Below are 18,340 nucleotides of genomic sequence, written 5' to 3'. Positions count from 1 at the left end.
GACCGCGATCGTTCCCACGCTCCGCGTGGGAATGCCTCCCTCGACGCTCTGCATCGGCTTCTGGGACGCAGAGCGTCCCTTGCTGCATTCCCACGCAGAGCGTGGGAACGATCAAAACTGCCAAAACAACACAAAACCTGTGGGAGCTGGCTTGCCAGCGATGAGGCCCGCCCAACCACCACAAAACCTCCAGACACAAAAAAGCCCCGCCCGGCAAAACCGGACAGGGCTTCTGTGAATCATTGCTTAAGCGACATTCATGGTCTTGTGCGTATCAATCAAATGCTGCACCACACCCGGATCCGCCAGGGTCGAGATATCGCCCAGCCCGTCGTATTCCGCCGTAGCAATCTTGCGCAGAATCCGGCGCATGATCTTGCCCGAACGGGTCTTCGGCAGCCCCGGCGCCCACTGGATCACGTCCGGCGAAGCAATCGGGCCGATCTCTTTACGCACCCAGTTCTTCAGCTCCAGGCGCAGTTGCTCACTCGGCTCTTCGCCATTCTTCAGGGTGACGTAGACATAAATGCCCTGGCCCTTGATGTCGTGCGGCACACCGACCACCGCCGCTTCGGCGACTTTCGGGTGGGCGACCATGGCGCTTTCGATCTCGGCGGTCCCCATACGGTGACCGGAAACGTTGAGCACGTCGTCGACACGTCCGGTGATCCAGTAATAACCATCAGCGTCACGCCGCGCACCGTCACCGGTGAAGTACATGCCGCGGAAGGTCTTGAAGTAGGTGTCGACGAAACGGTCGTGGTCGCCATACAGCGTCCGCGCCTGCCCCGGCCACGAATCGAGAATCACCAGATTGCCCTCGGCCTCGCCCTCGATGATGTTGCCGAGGTTGTCGACCAGCGCAGGCACCACACCAAAGAACGGACGCGCGGCCGAACCGGGCTTGAGCGCGTGAGCACCCGGCAGCGGGCTCATCATGTTGCCGCCGGTCTCGGTCTGCCACCAGGTATCGACGATCGGGCAACGCGACTTGCCGACATTCTTGTAGTACCAATCCCAGGCTTCCGGGTTGATCGGCTCACCCACCGAACCGAGCAGACGCAGGCTGCTGCCATCGGCGCCCTCAACAGCGGCCTGACCCGAGGCCATCATCGCGCGGATTGCGGTCGGTGCGGTGTAGAGAATGTTGACCTTGTGCTTGTCGACGATCTTCGCCACCCGGGTGATGTCCGGATAGTTCGGCACACCTTCGAACAGCACAGTGGTCGCGCCATTGGCCAGCGGGCCGTAGACGATGTAGCTGTGGCCGGTGACCCAGCCGACGTCGGCGGTGCACCAGTAGATTTCACCCGGACGGTAGTCGAACACACGCTCGTGGGTCATTGCCGCATACAGCAGATAACCGCCGGTGGTGTGCTGCACGCCCTTCGGCTTGCCGGTCGAGCCGGAGGTATAGAGGATGAACAGCGCTTCTTCAGCGCCCATCTCTTTCGGCGCGCAGACGGTGCCCGCCACTTTCATCAGGTCTTCGTACCAGATGTCGCGATGCTGGTTCCACTTGATGTCGCCGCCAGTGCGCTTGCACACGATGACTTTCTGGATGCTGCTGGTTTCCGGGTTGGTCAGGGCGTCGTCGACGTTGGCCTTCAGCGGGATCTTCTTGCCGGCGCGCACGCCTTCGTCAGCGGTGATCACCACTTTCGATTTGCAGTCGATGATCCGACCCGCCAGGGCTTCCGGCGAGAAGCCGCCGAACACCACCGAGTGAATCGCGCCGATCCGGGTGCAGGCCAGCATGGCGACCACGGCTTCGGGGATCATCGGCATATAGATAGTCACCACGTCGCCGCGGTGTACGTCCTGACCACGCAGGGCGTTGGCCAGTTTGCAGACTTGTTCGTGCAGTTCGCGGTAAGTGATGTTGCGGCTGTCAGCCGGGTCGTCGCCTTCCCAGATGATCGCAACTTGATCGCCGCGCTCGGCCAGATGACGGTCGAGGCAGTTGTAGGAAACGTTCAGGGTGCCATCGGCGAACCATTTGATGTCGACATGGTGATCGTCGAAGGAAGTCTGCTTCACCGTGGTGAAAGGCTTGATCCAGTCGAGGCGCTTGGCTTGCTCGCGCCAGAAGCCGTCAGGGTTGACGACCGACTGCTGGTACATGGCTTTGTAGGTCGCCTCGTCAGTCAGCGTATTGGCCAGAACCTCGGGACGAACGGGATACAGAGAAGCCGCACTCATCTTTCTTACCTCGGTGGAATAGTTGTTTTTGTATGACCCCGTTGTAGCCGGGCCGGCCCCATAGAACCATTCGACGATGGTAGTAACAAGCCCCTACAAAACATCCAGTTACCCCTTACGCGAGCCCTGCGCCCGTCCCTCATACACCCCAAACCCCCTGTGGGAGCTTGCCTGCAAGCGATTCAGGCACTCGGTATCCCAAGCAAATTGCATCACCAAAAAGCCCTCTTCCCCACCCTAACCAGCGATTGTTACCAAAACCGCGAAAAGTGTTTATCAAAACCCCACCTGTTTACCCCCACCACGCCTCCCTAGAATCCGCATCGCCGACAAGGCAAACCGATTAACAACGTTACAGCCCCCACGAAGGCCGTTAATCCAGCTCTCAAGTAATAACTGCAAACGATGAAGTTCCACACGCAACCCTAAAAAGGTTGCGTGACCCCACTCGACCTCAAAAAGGTAAATTTGAAATGAAAGCTTTATTGGTTCTGGCCCTCAGCAGTCTGTGCGCAACCGCCATGGCAGACGAGGTCCCGACTGATGTCGCACAGCAACAACCGGCTATCGAGGAATACACTTACTCGACTCACCTGGACATCGCCAACGTAGTGTCCATGAGCGAAGTTCCAAACGTCTGCGAAGTTGTTCCGATGAAAATGGAATACGACGACTCCAAGGGCCAGCGCCACATCCTGCGTTACAGCGTCATGGGTAACGGCTGCACCAATTGATGATTGAGACTGCACCGAATCGGATCACTCAGCGCCTCATTTGAGGGTCGATTCCAGCCCGGCTTCGGTCGGGCTCAGTTGTGTCTGGAGTCGCTCAAAAGGGTTGCAAAACACAAGATATAGTGAAAAAAGCAGTTTTTTGCTCATTTCTTGAGCAACCAAAGCCTCGCAAAAAAATTAATGAAAAAAAATTCTCGCAGGCCAATCCCAGCGAAAGCCCTGTAAACCCTCGCTCCGATCGAAATCCCCCGGCCGATCGAAAGCCCTGCGCTGTTTCGCCCTCCCCACGCCCGTGTTTTTTTCCCTATAATGCCGCCCTAATCGGGTCAGCAATATTCCCTTACAGGGATCAAAGCCATTCTGAAGCCCCGCAGCAGCGTCAACGCTGATCTGCGCCCGTCAGAGGCTCTCGGAAACCCGTACGAAATTCTGTTTTATTGCCTGCCTTAGCTGCTGCAAAAAACGATTCCTTAAGATCCAACGCGGTCTGTACGACCGTGTGAACCACCCAACCATCAGGTTTCACACGGGGCGACAGGCCCTCACGCAGGAGACGACACGTCATGCTGAGCTGGGACGAATTCGACAAAGAAGACAGTGAAGTAGCAGCAGTGAAAGGCGCCAACGCCGGCCACGCTACTGAAGCCAACATGGACCGCCTGGACAACGCCGGCGGCGCCGCAGCGCTGGAAGCCCGCGCCGTGACCGCCGACGACTCGGCCGCCGTGGCCCGCGCCAAGGCTGCACTGAACTCCCTCGACGTTGCCGAAGGCCTCGCCGAACTCGAAGGCGCCTCCGCCCGTGTCGCCGTTGACGAAAAGCGCATGATCAACTGCCGCGCCGACCTCAACCAGCTCGTACCTTTCAAGTACGACTGGGCCTGGCAGAAGTACCTGGACGGTTGCGCAAACCACTGGATGCCGCAAGAAGTCAACATGACCGCCGACATCGCCCTCTGGAAAAACCCGGAAGGCCTGACCGACGACGAGCGCCGCATCGTGATGCGCAACCTCGGCTTCTTCTCCACCGCCGACTCCCTGGTTGCCAACAACCTGGTCCTGGCCGTGTACCGCCTGATCACCAACCCGGAATGCCGCCAGTACATCCTGCGCCAGGCTTTCGAAGAGGCGATCCACACCCACGCCTACCAGTACTGCATCGAATCGCTGGCCATGGATGAAGGCGAAATCTTCAACATGTACCACGAGATCCCATCGGTCGCGAAAAAAGCCACCTGGGGCCTGAAATACACCCGTTCGATCTCCGATCCGAAGTTCGAAACCGGCACCGTCGAAACCGACAAAGAACTGCTGCGCAACCTGATCGCCTACTACTGCGTTCTGGAAGGCATCTTCTTCTACTGCGGCTTCACCCAAATCCTCTCCATGGGCCGCCGCAACAAAATGACCGGCGTCGCCGAGCAGTTCCAATACATCCTGCGCGACGAATCCATGCACCTGAACTTCGGCATCGACGTGATCAACCAGATCAAAATCGAAAACCCACACCTGTGGGATGCTGAGATGAAAGAAGAAGCGACCCAGATGATTCTGCAGGGTACGCAGCTGGAGATCGAATACGCCCGTGACACCATGCCTCGTGGGGTATTGGGCATGAACGCGGCGATGATGGAGGACTACCTGAAGTTCATCGCTAACCGTCGTTTGTCGCAGATCGGCCTTAAAGAGGAATACCCAGGGACGACTAACCCGTTCCCTTGGATGAGCGAGATTATGGACTTGAAGAAAGAGAAGAATTTCTTTGAGACTCGGGTTATTGAGTATCAGACTGGCGGGGCACTTAGCTGGGATTAACTTCTAATCAGCCGCATAAAAACCCTGAAGAAACTCAGGGTTTTTTTTGAAAAAAAATGCAAAATATAATCGATCGAAATTAAAAAGATACCACTTAGTAAAAACTCATAAATCTAAAAAACAAAAACCCCAACATAAAAACAAAACATTGCAGATAGTTTAGCCCCACAGACAACAAAGACAACATCAAAAGACCGAAATCAACCCTAAGAACAAATCATTATATATTCGAACATCATGCAGTACACGCATCTACTTCCAACTCATTACCCTGCAATAAAACTGCATCACTTCTTAGCTCCGCAAGATTAGCGAGCAGCATATTTCCAATCGCCTCAGAAAGAAGAGGTGGCACTGCGTTTCCTATTTGTGTATATCTCGGACAATCCAGCTTTCTTGCCTTTCCGCCAGTTGTATATTTACCTGTAAACTCAAACCAATCTGGAAATGATTGAATCCGCGCAGACTCGCGAGCAGTAAGTATCCTGTTTTCACTGTAATGAATTATATCATCTGGCAACGTTGTGATCGTCGGAGAAGGCTCTCCAGCGGTAAGCACAGTAATAGCATGCTTTTTCAGCCCCAGTAAATCTCTCGAAGCTTTTGAAATGGACTTGCCAGGCTCCGAAACTTGTCTAATCCTCTCAAACTGCTCAACAGTCTTAATCTTATGATTAGGAATTCGCATACTATTAGGAACACCGCGAAACCCATCACGCATGAGCTTCAAATATGGAGACATTCGCTTTGGAAGGACGTAGTCCAACTCACGAAATCTTCCAATTCCCGACTCGGAATTTTCAGCTAATTTCTTAGACTTAGTTTCCAAATCGAAAATAGCTTCTCGCACAGATACTTTCGCATCAACAGCCAACCCTTTTAAAACCTTGAACTGCGCACTCGACTTACAAAGCTGGAGAAAGAGATCTTTAGTACCCACAAGAGAACAAACTATCAAATATCTATGTCTATTCTGAGGGACACCAAAATCTGCGCAATTGACTTTCCCACGAGAGACCGCATACCCAAGAGAAGATAACGATCCACATATAAAATCCGCATAAGATTGCGTCAGATACTTATCACCGACCTCATTATCATTACTTTTTCTAGTAAATTTACTATTAAAGCCACTCACATTTTCAATTACTATAAATTTAGGCCGGAGAATTTTGACTAGCTCAAGATACTGTTCCGCCATTTTATTCCTTGGATCGTCTGGATTACGACGCCCGGCAGTTGAAAACCCTTGGCATGGCGGCCCGCCAACCATGAGATCGATAGTCCCCGCCAACTCCACAATTTGAGGTTTGTAGTTCTCTAAAAAACCCTCACAACTCATTGCCTCAACAGGAAGCCAAGAGGGCCAGTTGAAACGAAAGCGATCACCTTCAATCAAATTATGTCGAAGAGTTTGGAACGCCATAGGATTTTTTTCTATAGCTGCAACGCCTTCCCAGCCGGCCTTAAGCAATCCCAGCGAAAGTCCACCACAACCTGCAAATACGTCAATAAACCGCATAGTTCAACCTAACTTTTTATCATCCACCCAAAAAAACAAAAAAAAGAAATTGACTTTCTTGAGCTGCCATGAGTTAGACAAAGACAATCTATATGTACAAATCGAATAGCATATTAACGCACGCTAAAAGCGAAGGAAAGAGACTTCCCTCTCTCCGGCACTTTTGTAGTGAACTGCCTAATAAAATTAACTACTTACGTTTTACGTTATAAACCTTCAGGATTTACAATTGCATCAATCAAGTCATCTTTTATATCTTGAAGAACAGCAGACTGAGGAGAATCTGGCAACTCACTCAATTCAGCCAGTAGACTTATTAATCCACTCAAATTATCGAAATGAGACAACAATTTCAGACGTAGTGCAATCATTGAATCCTGAGTAAATGGTTGATCTCGCCCCTCAAGTACAAGCTCATCATTCGCAAACACTGCTCTCCTGTGCGCAAAATCATTTCGCGGACCAATAACATCATCACGATATGACGCGAGACGTTCTACAAGATGAATTTCAGAAATCCTATCCGCTATTTTCGATATTTCATCCTGAAGAATACTAAGACGAAGTGCGGCCCCGAAGGATGGTTCCCGCAAGAGCTTATCTAAGCGTCCTTTTTCCATGATCCGATCTATTTCATTAGCTTTACTTCGCAGGCTTCCAGAAATCTTACTACCAACCTCTTTAATGAATGCATCCTTATCTTCGGCATTAATTAACGGTTGAATTTTTTCGAGACACTCAATCATTGCCTGATCCAAGTCGCTAGTCGCAGCCATGACAATGCCACGCATATGATTGAGATCAAGCATCTTTCGAAGTTGTGACTGAACGAGACCTATAGTCCTATCGCTCAAGTTAGTTCTATGAAAGCAAAAAACGCCGTCAATACCTTGATCAAATATCAACTTCCTTAAAGTGGCGGCTGATTCTGAGCTATAAAAAACCATATCAGTGTCACGATAGTTAACTTTTAAACGCTTCGCTAACTGCGCACCATCAAAGCCACCACCCAACTTCCAATCCATCATCACGAGATCTATATCTCGAGACAATGGTAAGTTCGCTAAAGGATCTACCCCACCCGCCACTACTTCTCGAATATCTATCTTAGGATTAAAGCCCAACCGGGAAATAGCATTACGTATGTTATCCTGATAAGGTTTTATATTCTGAACCTGATCTTCAAACCAAAGAATTCGATACTCAAGATGCATAATTTTTATCCTTTTATCCTTTTATCCGTAAAATAAACTGTGCGCCTTCGTTAACACGCTCAGCTGCAATCGAACCGCCCAAGGAGTCCACTATTTGCTGTACGTGGTAAAGGCCCAGCCCCGATCCCGTGGATGTCGAATACCCTTTCTCAAACAGTCGATTTAGATCTACCACGCTAACATCAAAGCCACGACCGTTATCGACAGCGGTAATTTGTATTTCTTTAGTAGAGACCTGCTTTAAAGAGAAGACTATTTTATCTGCTTCAGCCCGCCCCGCATTACTAATAAAATTATCAATCATTATTGAAATCTCTATCGGCTTAAACGTCCGAACTAAAGATTTCGCTACATTAACTACTGAAATACTTATCCCTGTCTCAGCCAGCATCGGAGCGACTTGACTGATATATTGATCAATATAAGCAACCAAGTCATCAGTAATAGTTTCAGACTCGAGCCTGAAATTAGCCTTTGTAGCAAATCTAGCAATGGATAGTATTTTTCTATTCTGAAAGGAGATATTCTCTAGTGCAACTTTCACATCATCCACGCTAAAGTCTTTGTCATGGCGCAGACGATCAAACTGCCCATTTATAATTTCATTAACAGCAGATGCATGAATTATTATTTGGTGATGAAGGATTTCTATGGTTTCTTTATCCAGCGTAGAAATAGACGTGAGAAACAAATTACGCTTTCGCTCTTCCTCGTAATTTCTTGTTGCGACGTCAGCCCTTTGCGCAGACTCAGCCGCGCTCCGCTCAGCATCTCTTCGGGCCGTACGTTCTCGATCCGCTATATCACGGGCGGCAGCTTCAGCTCGTTGCAGTTCATTGTATCTGGATGTAGCAGCATCTAACTCCTCCAGTAAACTTTGATCTCCAGACTTCTCTGCAAGCGTTCTTAAACCTGTTAGTGACTCCTTGAAATCATCGGATCGCTCATTTAATATCCTGATAAGCTCGCGACTGAAGTCTAAGAGTTCAACGCCTTCCCCACCCGCCAACTGAGCAACTATCGCAGTAATTCTTGCGGACGCGGCTTCACCTCGTATTCGGGATGTGTCCTCGGAGTCTAGATCAAGCGCGTCCTTCCAATTAACCCCTACAACATAGCGCTCAAGCCTTTTAAAACACTTATCTTCAAAACATTCAACTAGCTGCCTATAGGCAGGAGTATCAATTAAACCTTGATCGCGACTGGTAGACTCTCGGAATCTGTCATCTACTCCTATGATATCTATACGTCCAATCAGATCTCGCGTCCCCAGAAACCTCGCGTAACCCTGCTGTTTCCGTTGATCGATACCGAAAGTATCAACTCCCTCCTCACCGATAGGGAATACACGGAAGCCATTTTTGAATAGAAAAATCGATCCAAAACGAACCGATGCAACTCCCATACGTCGAGAAAATGTCTGTTTTGCTGAACGATTCAGATAATAAAGATTTGAATTAAAACTAGCTTCCGTCAGTAAAGCATAGGGGTTTTTTTCTCTAATTTTATAGATGATTTCCGATCTATCAGTTAGAGTTGATGTAATATATTCTCCACCATCGGATATCTCTACTTGCAAATTTGTAGTTTTGTCCTTCAGAGTTTCAAAGATAAAATTTTGAATCGGACCATTTACCAGATTTAAAGGATTTACACTATCACCCTGCTTAACATCACTTAAAACAGAAACATCCCCTACTACCTCATCAGGAACTGTGAGATTTATTTCAAACCCATCCCCCCCACCAAATGGATTTATTAGCTTCGCTAATGCGGACCGCAATTTTAGATATTTTTCACGAGACCAGATTTCTCTAAGTTCTCCAACCTCCAAAATCGTGCCAGACTCAAACCATTGCAAGTTTTCTGGCAATTCAATCGACACCCTCTCACTATGCAACAGAGGAATAGTTGCAATTTCATCTTTTGAACTTTTCTCAAAAAGATCCCAGTTCACTTCAACAACTTCAAACCGCGAAGCTAGCGCAGTTTTTGTTTGCATAAAAAGCGTACGCCCCAATCGGTCACATGAAAACCTGCCAACCCCTTTGCTTCCTGCATATGATTTTGATGTATTGATTTGCTCTCTATAATCTAGATCTTCTGTACCGTCCCCTTTCGCAGAGTACGCAACGAAAAGCCATTTATCTGTAATATCATTAAATGACATCCCCTTACCGTTATCTGCAATATAGACCCGTCCCCTATCGAAAAGAATATCAACTCGAGTCGCCCGCGCGTCAAATGAGTTCTTAACCAACTCAAAAATCGCCACAAATTCGTCTGTTATTAAATCTCGACCTATTAGAGTTTTAAGAGCTGAACTCACCTTAAAATGAAGCACACTGTTTTCGCTATTAAATTGACTTCGACTTTCCATCTCCAACTCCTTCTGACTCCATCTCCATAGAGGCTCTCGAAGATGTACAGCTAGAACAAAAAACTTCAATCACTCAAAAATTTTCGCTTCCGAATAAAACAAGTCACGAAACGAAAAAACGCAATAACTCCTCTCCTGGCAAAGCCTCAAAATACAGGCCAAGTGCCACGACATTAAATTACACCAAAGCATAATTCGTCACACTTTTTAAATTTGTTTTTGTCGATTGACTGACGTCTCATTAGCACCTAGCCTTCAGCATTGGTGCCTAAGAAACACCTCACACAGCGGACTCACCGCACCCGACAGTCGCGGCTTTTTTGTGCCTACGGTTTCCCCGTGCGCATCAAAAACTCTGTTATGCCGGGAGTGGGCGAATACAAGACCCGAAAGGGGAATATGTCCGGCCCTCTGTGTGGGGTTTCTTAGCTCCCGGCACCCAGCCTTAAGAAAGCTGACATCACACAGAGGTAAATGGATATGCCTAGAAATGTCTCCTTCGGCACGAAGGAAATCAGCTTCAACCTCAATATGATCTACATGCTTCCAGCATTGGAGGTCTGCCATGTCTGAACCTCACAGTTCGACTGTCTTCACTCTGCACAAACTCTCTCTCCACGCCCTCCTTCTTGAAGGCCAGCCATGGTTTTGCGCACGCGATATTGGTCGCTTGATGGGTGTCCATCTCAGTGATCGGATGGTCAGCAAACTGGACAAAGATCAGCATCGTTTTCTGTGGATTGAGTATCACCGACAACCTGAAAAGCAGCTGATGCTCAGTGAGTCAGGCGTGTATGCGCTGTTGGTGTATCACTACGTCCCAGGGAATCGGCTGTTGCGTGAATGGCTGACCCATCAGGTGGTTCCGGCCTTACGCGATGCTGCGTCCTCAGAAAATTCAGATCTACCTATGCTGAGTTTTTTGAAATGGCCTGAGATGTCTGTGAGTCTGTTGCATTGGCAGGATGAGAGTTGGATTCGGCTGCGGGACATGCCCTATCTGCTGAGCGATCAAATACCGCGAAAAGCTACCGCGACGAAGCCTTGGTGGCGGAGGGTCGCTCAGGCGTTACAGTCCTCCAAGCATTCGATGGGTTGAGCGATACGCTTGTAGGATCACATGCGAGATCCGTCGCTATTTTTTGTAGGAATTTTCGTAGACAGCAGTAATGGCCACTCAGTATCGTCCGAGGGTTTTCAACCCTCGGCGACTGTATGGTTATGGAAAAAAGTAACAGCGACTGGAGTGACGTAGAGATTCAGGCGGCGGTCGATGCCTATCTCCGGATGTGGTCGTGTGAACAGAAAGAACAGGCATACAACAAGGCCCACGAGAACCGCGTACTTCGCGAGGGCGTACTGGCTGACCGAACCAAGAGCTCTATCGAATTTCGGATGCAGAACATTTCTTCAGTCATGGTCGAGTTGGGCCGTGAACCTATCAAGGGTTACAAACCTGCCAAGAATGTCGGCGCTAATGTCGCGCGTAGCATTCGTACAGCGCTCGATGCTTCCAGCGTTGTTACTCCTGAAGACTCTGATCCCACGGCGGACGAAGAAAAGCTCGAACAGCGGGCGGCCAAATTTGAGCGGCGACCATTTCTATACATCCCAAAAGGGATAAAGAATCCTGTTTGGACCGAGTCCACCAGAAAGACTTACTTTCGCGATCCTGAATTGAGGGGCTGGGTTCGTCAGCAGGCGAATGGAAAGTGCGAAGGTTGTGGCGAAGAAGCTCCATTTAAGAAGGATGGGGAACCGTTTCTGGAAGTGCATCACGTTAAGCATATGTCGCAAGAAGGATCAGACCAGCCTTCGAATGTCGTGGCGCTGTGTCCCAACTGTCACCAGCGTTGCCACCATTCGGATGACAGAGAGGATTTCACTGCTTGGCTTTATGACAACGTTGGAAGACTAGAAAAGGAATAATTGCGGCCTACCCTCGTTAACCGTATTTGCTGGTTTTAGGGCTGCTTCGCAGCCCAGCGGGAGCAAGTTCCCTCGCCACGATTTTGTGCGCTGCTGAACAACGCTTACCGTGAACGAGAGCACTCTCGAGCACACACATGGACGAACATCACATGCCACCAGCCAACTCAATCAAATCAGGTCCATCACGACTCTTGGTCGTCTCATTCCTCATCGTATTTTTCGGCCTGCTAATGATGGCCCTGCGCATCGCCCAAAAAAACGAAATCATGGCCATCGGTGCCGTCTGGGTGGCCAACGCTTTGACGATGGTGCTGCATGTAATTTACTGGAAGCGCTATGGCCTGTCCGTCGGCTTTAAAATCGCGATAGTGATTCAAATCGTCATTACCATTCTGCCCTTCCTGTTTGGCAATCTCGGTTTTATGGCTGTTCTGTTGATGCTGGGTGGCGAGATCCATTACTGGTAACCCGCGCCGCCTCCCGCTATTAATACCCCTCCCCCACTCAAGGATCCGAGCCCCACCATGAAATTCGATCTCGCCTACTGCCTCAGCCTCGACGACAAGTTGTCGATCTATGACGTTCGCGATCTCAATTTCGATGACACGGTTGCCTTCGACTCCGCGAAGGAACACTTCCAGTGCCCCAACGATGCCTGTCGTTTGGCGTTTGATGCCTCCAACGAGTTGGGCACGTTCAACGCCAAGAATGTGAATTACGTGCGCACGCCGCACTTCAAGAATCTACCGACTACGCAGCATGTGGCGGGTTGTCCGTATGTGAGTTTGAAGGCGTCGGCATCAGGTGTTGAGACGGTGGATGGCGAGGTTGATGACGGGAAAGAGGAACACTTCCCATCGGAGTTGTTGCTGACGCGGCGTGAGTATGTGCGCAAGCCTGCTGCGCCTGCGGGGGCGGCGGATGTGTTGCGGGATGATCCGGTGCGGGTGGCGCAGGTGAGTTCTAAAGAGTCGCCGGGGCGTGAGACGGCGCCGGACAAGACCAGTGTGTTTGCGCATCCCGTGGAGTGTTTTGTGTCGAACTTCGCCGACAAGGAGTTGCTCAAGCGTATGCCGTTGAAGATCGGCGAGCATTCGGCGCCGTACAGTTCGTTCTTCAAGAAGATCGAGTATCTGACGGACAACAAGGGGCTGATTTACTGGGGGCGGATCAAGAAGATCGAGGACTTCCACAGTGCCAGTTTTCGTATCGATTTCGAGGATAAGGTCTGGTTCAAGAAGCCCGAGGACAGTAAGAAGAAGCCGTATCCGGTCAGTGTTTATCTGAACAAGAAGCTGATCGACAACTACCGTAAGCGCAAGGCGTTTCTGGAGGAGATCAAGCACGCGGTGGATAGCGACAAGGCGTTGTTCTGTTTCTTTTATGGGGTGACGCCGGAGTTGAAGCAGGTGCCCGGCAAGAAGAACCCCGAAAAGCCTTTCGAGGTCTTCAATGCCAATATCGAGAACCTGGATCACTTCATTATTCGTGAAGCGCCGGGTCTGGAGTGACGGTTAGCCCTGGGGCAGTTGCAGGTTGACGGCGCCGGGGTGTTGTTTGACGACGGAGTACGGCAGGATCGACCAGTCAGGACTGTCGCAAGAGCGTTGCACGCGGGCGAAGTAGGCGCCGAGGTACAAGCCCTTCTCGGTGAAGTACCAAGGTGAAGTGCCCCAGATGCTCTCATCCTGGAAGTTGCAGTCGTCATTTCCCGTCGGTTTCTTCATTTCCGTGGGGTATAGGGCGGTGAATTGCTTGATGACCCAAGGCACCAACTCTTTGCTTACGTACTGATAGCGCGCGTTACTTTCGGCCTCGCTCAGCGGTTTGTCGCCCAGGCTGTCGCGCTCGGCATGCAAAATCGGCGTGCCCTTACCTACCCAAAAGACATCTTCGAGTGACAATGGGTGACCGGTTTTTACATCAATGTTGAGGGGTGAATCGCCAAAATCAGGATGCGCGCCGCCGCAGTAATAGCTGGTCGAGATGTTCAGGCTGACCACGGCTGGCGAGATCATTTTCGGTTCTGCCTGCTGCATGAACTCCACGTTCTCCCCACCCTGTAATTGGCAGCCGTGATAGCTGATGACTTCATTCCAGAGACGCCCGAGCAACTGCTGGTTAACCCGTTGCTGATCATCTTTCGACAATCCGGACTCCACGCTGAACAGCGAAATCTTTGTCTCAGGCTCCGTCCACCATTGCAGGTCATAGCCCATGAAGTTTTCTTTCTTCGCCGGTTTGAGCTTCAGCCCCTGCAGGCGCAAATACTCGTAAGGCTCGCCGTATGGCAGTGCGGCAATGAAAGGTAAAGTTGCTGAGGTGGGCGCGGGAAGTCTGGCCTCGGTGAGTTTCACCGGCAGCTTTTTGCCCTGCGGACTTTGCCATTCGCCCTGCCAGCCGCTGCCGGTTTCTTCCAGCTTCAAGGTTGGCAGCGGCTTGTCGTCACCGTAGCGGTTATTGCCTTCGACGAGGTTCAACGTGCTGTCTTGTAGCGAGCCGCTGAGGGCTAGGTCACGGTGATATTTCTCGTAGAAATAGCGGCCGGTGACTTCGTCCTGCTGTGTGGTGTTGAGTTCAACAACAATCGCCGTCTTGCCCAATGTGCCGGTAAATACGCGCCGGCCATCTTCGGCATGGGCGGTGGAAATCAGTGTGAACAGCGCCGCGGCATATGGCGCCAGGCGCATCAGTCCCTTGAGCATGAATCAATCCTTGAAGGAGTCGGTGGTCGCGTCGGCACACAGGCGCCAGCGCTGAAAAATACGCTGCGGATTATGGCGGGGGCAGCTTAACTATTCGAGTTTTCTTGCTCGTACTTTTCAAGCCAGGCTTTGCGCTCGAGGGCCGCAATTTCCCGAACCATTTGTTGGCGACGCTCCTTGGCAGCATGAAGCTGGACGTCATCAAGAAAGCAGTAATGACGCAGCCAGTGAAGCGCCATTTCCTCATTCGGAAAATAGTAAGACTTGGCGCCCTTGCTGTTCCTCGGCGTGTCATTCATTTGCTCGTCAAATACCATCGCTGTGATTTCATCCGGTGGCAAAGATCCCGTATGAGCGACCTTGTCTTGGAAAATCCATGCAATCTCATCAATGTGTTTTTGCGCGCTGCGATGACTACGCCGATAGAACCGTTGATGCTCACAAGTCTGTTTCAGCCGCGCCAACATCAACTCCGGGTTAAGCCACTGCCCGAGGTCATGATGATGGGCATTGATCACTATCCCCTTGACCCAACGATCCACAAATCGATCAACAAAGTCTTCTGTGTCAGCCTTTTTCGCATCAGCGAAAATCAGGCAATAGCGGGTCTGGACGTGAATGACCAGCAACACATGCTTGCGTTGTACCGTTATCGCGTGCACCAGCCACTGCTCGTCAGCGCCGCTTAGCTCATCATCTTCAATGATTGCGGACAGCGGTTTAGCATCCACCGGTGTGATCTTTTTGCCCTTGTGGACACGGCTGAAGAACTTGCTGGCGGCTTCGGTGCAGTTAAAGATCAGCATGTAGGCCCCATGTGATTTCTACAGAAAAGAAACATATTCTTGCGAACACGCTGACTGATTCCAACCCCCTTCGACGCGCGAATCAAGGCAATTGCAATGGAACGCCGCCGGGATGCTGTTTGATCAGGTCATAAGGCAGCACGCCCCACTCGACGTATCCGCACACGGCGGCGACATGTGGATACGACGGCGTGAAGGTGATGCCGTTTTCGCTGAAGTACCAGGATGGGAATGCCCAGGGTTCTTGCTCGTCGTACCCGCATTCGTTTTCGCCTTCCGCGACGACGGTCATTTCCCTGGAATAAAGCTTTAAGAGCTGCGCGACGAGCCAGGGTGCGAATTCTTTGGAGCGGTAGTTGTAATAGTCAGCGGAGGACACAGTAGAGGCGCCTTCCAATCCCTCCAGATAATGAAAGGGCCTGCCCTGCCCCACCCACAGAACATCCTCAAGGGTCAGCAACTTCCCTGTTTGCGTATCAAAGTTGAGCGATTCATTGTTTTGATCCGGATAGGCACCGCCACAATAATATTCGGTAGCAATGCGCGCACTCATCACCGAAGACGACAACCATAGCGGCTGACTGGATTGCGAGTAACTCCCCGCACAGCTGAAGTGTGCGTCCACCTCGCCCCACAAGCGTGCCATCAAATATTGATTGATGCGCTCCCGCGCTTGCGGCGAATAACCCGATACCACTTCAAACAGCGAAGCCCCCGACTTCGCCTCGCTCCACCATTGCACCGTGTAGCCCATTAATGTTTCGGTTTTGCCTTTTACAAGTTGCAGACCCTGCAACCGTAGGTACTCGTACGGGTTCTTGTCATGCAGTTCGGTGAAATACGGCAAGGCACCGGCGGGAACATCGGGGAGCTTGGCGGGCTGCAATTCGACCTTCAGGATCTTCCCGTCCGGGCTGCTCCATTCGCCGCTCCAGCCGTCGAGTTTTGGCTGCAAGCGCAGAGTCGGGCGCGAATGGCCATCCATCGCCGCGCCTTCGGCCATCACCAGCGCATCGTCTTCTTTGCTGATGTCCAGCGCCAAGTCTTTTCGGTATTTTTTGTAGAAGTAACGACCCTCGCTGTAGCGAGTGTCGATTTCCACAACGATCGCGGCTTTGCCCAGGGTGCCGGTATACACATGCTTGTTGTCGTCGGCCCATATCCGGGTTGAGAGCACTAAACCGATGAGCATCAACATGCCGGAGATTCGCAACAGTCCGCGATACATCTTTCATCCTTGAGTGACTGGGCTTTTGCCCACGAGAAAACGTTGCGGATTATGTCGAGGTTACGCGGGGGAATCGAGCGCTGTCGCCTTCAACTCAAACACATGCTGATCATCACCATCAGCAACAGCCCGATGTACACACGCGCATGCACCCGATCCGGTATCCGCCCAATCCATGGCGCGGCCAATCGAATCCCGATGAGCGAGCCAACCGTCAGCACCGCAAACGCCAGCAAATCCACATACCCGACAAACCACGCGCCCAACTCTGCCTGACTGAACCCGGCAAGCGCCATGTACGTCAGCGTCCCCGCAACTGCCACCGGCACGCTTAGCGGATTGGCCATGGACGTCGCTTGCGACATGCTCAGACCGCAACGGCGCAACAACGGCACGGTCATGACGCTGCCTCCTACACCAAGAAACGTCGCGATGGCGCCGATGCCTACACCACCTGCGGAAGTTTCCGTAGCGCCAAGTCGGCGTGGAATGACGTCTAGGTTCTGAGTGAGAAATCCTCGTCTGAGCAGGCAGTCGACGATGGTCACGCCGAGGTAGCCGATGAATGCGTAGCGAATCACTTCGCCGCTGACCCACACAGCCGCCATTGCCCCCACGATTGCACCCAACCCGATGAACCCTCCCAACGGCCACAGGTAATGACGAATGAGATTGCCGGCGCGGCGGTGTTTGTCGGTGGCGATCAGGGCGTTGACGATCATCACGCAGGTCGAGGTGGCGACGGCGATGTGCATTGCCGACTGGCTGATCGGGTCGTCGGCGCCGTGGCTCGCGGTGAGCATGCGATACAGCAGCGGTACCACGACGAAGCCGCCGCCGAAGCCGAACAGCACGGCGGTGATGCCGGTCAGGCAGCCGAAGAGGGTCAGCAGGAGGTAGAACATGGCGCGTCTTCCGGTGGTGGAGAGTGGTCGACGATAGAACGACGCGGCTTGGCCTGCTTCAGTAAATCAGCCAATAATGTTTGCGTTTACGCCAACCACCGGAAAACGCTTGATGCGCAATGTTTCGATCAATCTGCTGGATGACACGCCGCGCCCGGTGGTGGCGATCGGTACGGATTATTCCCACGGCCACCTGTTGCCGTTTCATACGCACCGGCGGGCACAACTGTTGTACGGCGCGACCGGGGTGATGCAGGTCCGCACCCTTGACGGCAACTGGGTGGTGCCGCCGCAGCGGGCGGTGTGGATTCCGCCGGGGGTGGCGCATGAGGTGTTGATGCTGGGGGTGAGCACGCGCAGCTTGTACATCGAGCCGGGGGTGGTCGACTTGGGGCAGCGTTGCCAAGTGACCAGCGTTTCGCCGTTGATGCGGCACTTGTTGATGGAAGCGGTAGAAGTGCCGCTGACCTATGAACTCGCCGGGCGCGACGGCGTGCTGATCGACCTGCTGCTGCATGAACTGGCGCGCAGTGCGCCCCTGCCCTTGCACATTCCGCTGCCGACTGACGGAAAGCTCCTGGCTTTGTGTCAGACCTTTCTGCATCAACCGAACGCCCATCAATCGCCGCAACACTGGGCCGAGCAGTTGCACATAAGCTTGCGCACCTTCAACAGACTGTTTCGGCAGCAGACCGGGTTGAGCTTCAGTCAATGGCGACAGCAGGCGTGCGTCGTGTTGGCGCTGGCGCGGCTGGCGGCCGGTGACGCAGTGACGCGGATCGCCCTGGACTTCGGTTATGAGAGCCCGGCGGCGTTCTCGACGATGTTCCGGCGCATCCTCGGGCAGGCACCGTCCGTCTGGTTGGAGGCGGCGAACTAGGGCAAATCAAAAAATGCG

15 protein-coding genes are annotated in these 18,340 nt (G+C 51.9%); 7 read left to right on the top strand and 8 right to left on the bottom strand.

Annotated elements, in window-relative coordinates:
* Positions 1-246 precede the first annotated feature (246 nt).
* Positions 247-2,202: an acetate--CoA ligase gene (acs, locus tag QMK55_RS20485; protein ID WP_102354231.1), complete on the bottom strand. Its 1,956-nt coding sequence runs from the start codon at positions 2,200-2,202 to the stop codon at positions 247-249.
* A 473-nt stretch (positions 2,203-2,675) separates the two neighbouring features.
* On the opposite strand from acs, the gene QMK55_RS20480 reads away from it, so the two are divergent.
* On the top strand, positions 2,676-2,936 hold the full coding sequence (locus QMK55_RS20480; RefSeq protein WP_003227290.1) for a DUF2790 domain-containing protein: 261 nt from the start codon (positions 2,676-2,678) through the stop codon (positions 2,934-2,936).
* A 563-nt stretch (positions 2,937-3,499) separates the two neighbouring features.
* The gene (locus QMK55_RS20475; RefSeq protein WP_095191667.1) at positions 3,500-4,750 is read left to right on the top strand and encodes a ribonucleotide-diphosphate reductase subunit beta; all 1,251 of its coding nucleotides are present in this window, start codon (positions 3,500-3,502) and stop codon (positions 4,748-4,750) included.
* A 235-nt stretch (positions 4,751-4,985) separates the two neighbouring features.
* Here QMK55_RS20475 and QMK55_RS20470 read toward each other — a convergent pair whose 3' ends face one another.
* The 3 genes from QMK55_RS20470 to QMK55_RS20460 all read right to left on the bottom strand — a co-directional run bounded on the left by QMK55_RS20470 (position 4,986) and on the right by QMK55_RS20460 (position 9,866).
* On the bottom strand, positions 4,986-6,272 hold the full coding sequence (locus QMK55_RS20470; protein WP_150707469.1) for a DNA cytosine methyltransferase: 1,287 nt from the start codon (positions 6,270-6,272) through the stop codon (positions 4,986-4,988).
* A gap of 206 nt (positions 6,273-6,478) precedes the next feature.
* Positions 6,479-7,486, bottom strand: coding sequence for a response regulator (locus tag QMK55_RS20465; RefSeq protein WP_320329868.1), 1,008 nt, complete (start codon positions 7,484-7,486; stop codon positions 6,479-6,481).
* A 13-nt stretch (positions 7,487-7,499) separates the two neighbouring features.
* Positions 7,500-9,866 carry an ATP-binding protein gene (locus tag QMK55_RS20460; protein ID WP_320329867.1) on the bottom strand — a complete coding sequence of 789 codons (2,367 nt, stop codon included), beginning with the start codon at positions 9,864-9,866 and terminating at the stop codon, positions 7,500-7,502.
* Between the two features lie 565 nt (positions 9,867-10,431).
* Between QMK55_RS20460 and QMK55_RS20455 the strand changes: the two genes are divergently transcribed.
* The 4 genes from QMK55_RS20455 to QMK55_RS20440 all read left to right on the top strand — a co-directional run bounded on the left by QMK55_RS20455 (position 10,432) and on the right by QMK55_RS20440 (position 13,309).
* Positions 10,432-10,965, top strand: a complete 534-nt coding sequence (locus tag QMK55_RS20455) for a Bro-N domain-containing protein (RefSeq protein WP_320329866.1) — start codon at positions 10,432-10,434, stop codon at positions 10,963-10,965.
* A 122-nt stretch (positions 10,966-11,087) separates the two neighbouring features.
* Positions 11,088-11,795, top strand: coding sequence for an HNH endonuclease signature motif containing protein (locus tag QMK55_RS20450; RefSeq protein ID WP_320329865.1), 708 nt, complete (start codon positions 11,088-11,090; stop codon positions 11,793-11,795).
* A 137-nt stretch (positions 11,796-11,932) separates the two neighbouring features.
* A complete protein-coding gene (locus tag QMK55_RS20445) occupies positions 11,933-12,265 on the top strand; it encodes a hypothetical protein (protein WP_320329864.1) in 333 nt (110 codons plus the stop codon).
* A gap of 57 nt (positions 12,266-12,322) precedes the next feature.
* The gene (locus tag QMK55_RS20440) at positions 12,323-13,309 is read left to right on the top strand and encodes a hypothetical protein (protein WP_320329863.1); all 987 of its coding nucleotides are present in this window, start codon (positions 12,323-12,325) and stop codon (positions 13,307-13,309) included.
* 3 nt (positions 13,310-13,312) lie between these two features.
* Here QMK55_RS20440 and QMK55_RS20435 read toward each other — a convergent pair whose 3' ends face one another.
* The 4 genes from QMK55_RS20435 to QMK55_RS20420 all read right to left on the bottom strand — a co-directional run bounded on the left by QMK55_RS20435 (position 13,313) and on the right by QMK55_RS20420 (position 17,442).
* Entirely contained in the window at positions 13,313-14,503 is a 1,191-nt protein-coding gene (locus QMK55_RS20435; protein ID WP_320329862.1) for a hypothetical protein, read from the bottom strand.
* Between the two features lie 86 nt (positions 14,504-14,589).
* Complete coding sequence (locus tag QMK55_RS20430) at positions 14,590-15,309, bottom strand: DUF6933 domain-containing protein (protein ID WP_320329861.1); 720 nt, start codon at positions 15,307-15,309, stop codon at positions 14,590-14,592.
* Between the two features lie 82 nt (positions 15,310-15,391).
* On the bottom strand, positions 15,392-16,537 hold the full coding sequence (locus tag QMK55_RS20425; RefSeq protein ID WP_102354246.1) for a hypothetical protein: 1,146 nt from the start codon (positions 16,535-16,537) through the stop codon (positions 15,392-15,394).
* Between the two features lie 89 nt (positions 16,538-16,626).
* Positions 16,627-17,442, bottom strand: coding sequence for a sulfite exporter TauE/SafE family protein (locus tag QMK55_RS20420; RefSeq protein ID WP_102354247.1), 816 nt, complete (start codon positions 17,440-17,442; stop codon positions 16,627-16,629).
* 112 nt (positions 17,443-17,554) lie between these two features.
* On the opposite strand from QMK55_RS20420, the gene QMK55_RS20415 reads away from it, so the two are divergent.
* Positions 17,555-18,322, top strand: coding sequence for a helix-turn-helix transcriptional regulator (locus tag QMK55_RS20415; protein ID WP_320329860.1), 768 nt, complete (start codon positions 17,555-17,557; stop codon positions 18,320-18,322).
* The last annotated feature ends 18 nt before the right edge of the window (positions 18,323-18,340 follow it).

The sequence above is a fragment of the Pseudomonas sp. P8_229 genome, from assembly GCF_034008635.1.
GTDB lineage: Bacteria > Pseudomonadota > Gammaproteobacteria > Pseudomonadales > Pseudomonadaceae > Aquipseudomonas.
This window is presented reverse-complemented; position numbering and strand designations above follow the sequence as displayed.

What these genes read in the sequence shown, in the direction of transcription:
- QMK55_RS20415 (WP_320329860.1), top strand. Translation starts at nt 17,555, where the DNA reads ATGCGCAATGTTTCGATCAATCTGCTGGATGACACGCCGCGCCCGGTG.
- QMK55_RS20465 (WP_320329868.1), bottom strand. Translation starts at nt 7,486, where the DNA reads ATGCATCTTGAGTATCGAATTCTTTGGTTTGAAGATCAGGTTCAGAAT.
- QMK55_RS20470 (WP_150707469.1), bottom strand. Translation starts at nt 6,272, where the DNA reads ATGCGGTTTATTGACGTATTTGCAGGTTGTGGTGGACTTTCGCTGGGA.
- QMK55_RS20425 (WP_102354246.1), bottom strand. Translation starts at nt 16,537, where the DNA reads ATGTATCGCGGACTGTTGCGAATCTCCGGCATGTTGATGCTCATCGGT.
- acs (WP_102354231.1), bottom strand. Translation starts at nt 2,202, where the DNA reads ATGAGTGCGGCTTCTCTGTATCCCGTTCGTCCCGAGGTTCTGGCCAAT.
- QMK55_RS20460 (WP_320329867.1), bottom strand. Translation starts at nt 9,866, where the DNA reads ATGGAAAGTCGAAGTCAATTTAATAGCGAAAACAGTGTGCTTCATTTT.
- QMK55_RS20445 (WP_320329864.1), top strand. Translation starts at nt 11,933, where the DNA reads ATGGACGAACATCACATGCCACCAGCCAACTCAATCAAATCAGGTCCA.
- QMK55_RS20480 (WP_003227290.1), top strand. Translation starts at nt 2,676, where the DNA reads ATGAAAGCTTTATTGGTTCTGGCCCTCAGCAGTCTGTGCGCAACCGCC.
- QMK55_RS20440 (WP_320329863.1), top strand. Translation starts at nt 12,323, where the DNA reads ATGAAATTCGATCTCGCCTACTGCCTCAGCCTCGACGACAAGTTGTCG.
- QMK55_RS20450 (WP_320329865.1), top strand. Translation starts at nt 11,088, where the DNA reads ATGGAAAAAAGTAACAGCGACTGGAGTGACGTAGAGATTCAGGCGGCG.
- QMK55_RS20455 (WP_320329866.1), top strand. Translation starts at nt 10,432, where the DNA reads ATGTCTGAACCTCACAGTTCGACTGTCTTCACTCTGCACAAACTCTCT.
- QMK55_RS20475 (WP_095191667.1), top strand. Translation starts at nt 3,500, where the DNA reads ATGCTGAGCTGGGACGAATTCGACAAAGAAGACAGTGAAGTAGCAGCA.
- QMK55_RS20420 (WP_102354247.1), bottom strand. Translation starts at nt 17,442, where the DNA reads ATGTTCTACCTCCTGCTGACCCTCTTCGGCTGCCTGACCGGCATCACC.
- QMK55_RS20430 (WP_320329861.1), bottom strand. Translation starts at nt 15,309, where the DNA reads ATGCTGATCTTTAACTGCACCGAAGCCGCCAGCAAGTTCTTCAGCCGT.
- QMK55_RS20435 (WP_320329862.1), bottom strand. Translation starts at nt 14,503, where the DNA reads ATGCTCAAGGGACTGATGCGCCTGGCGCCATATGCCGCGGCGCTGTTC.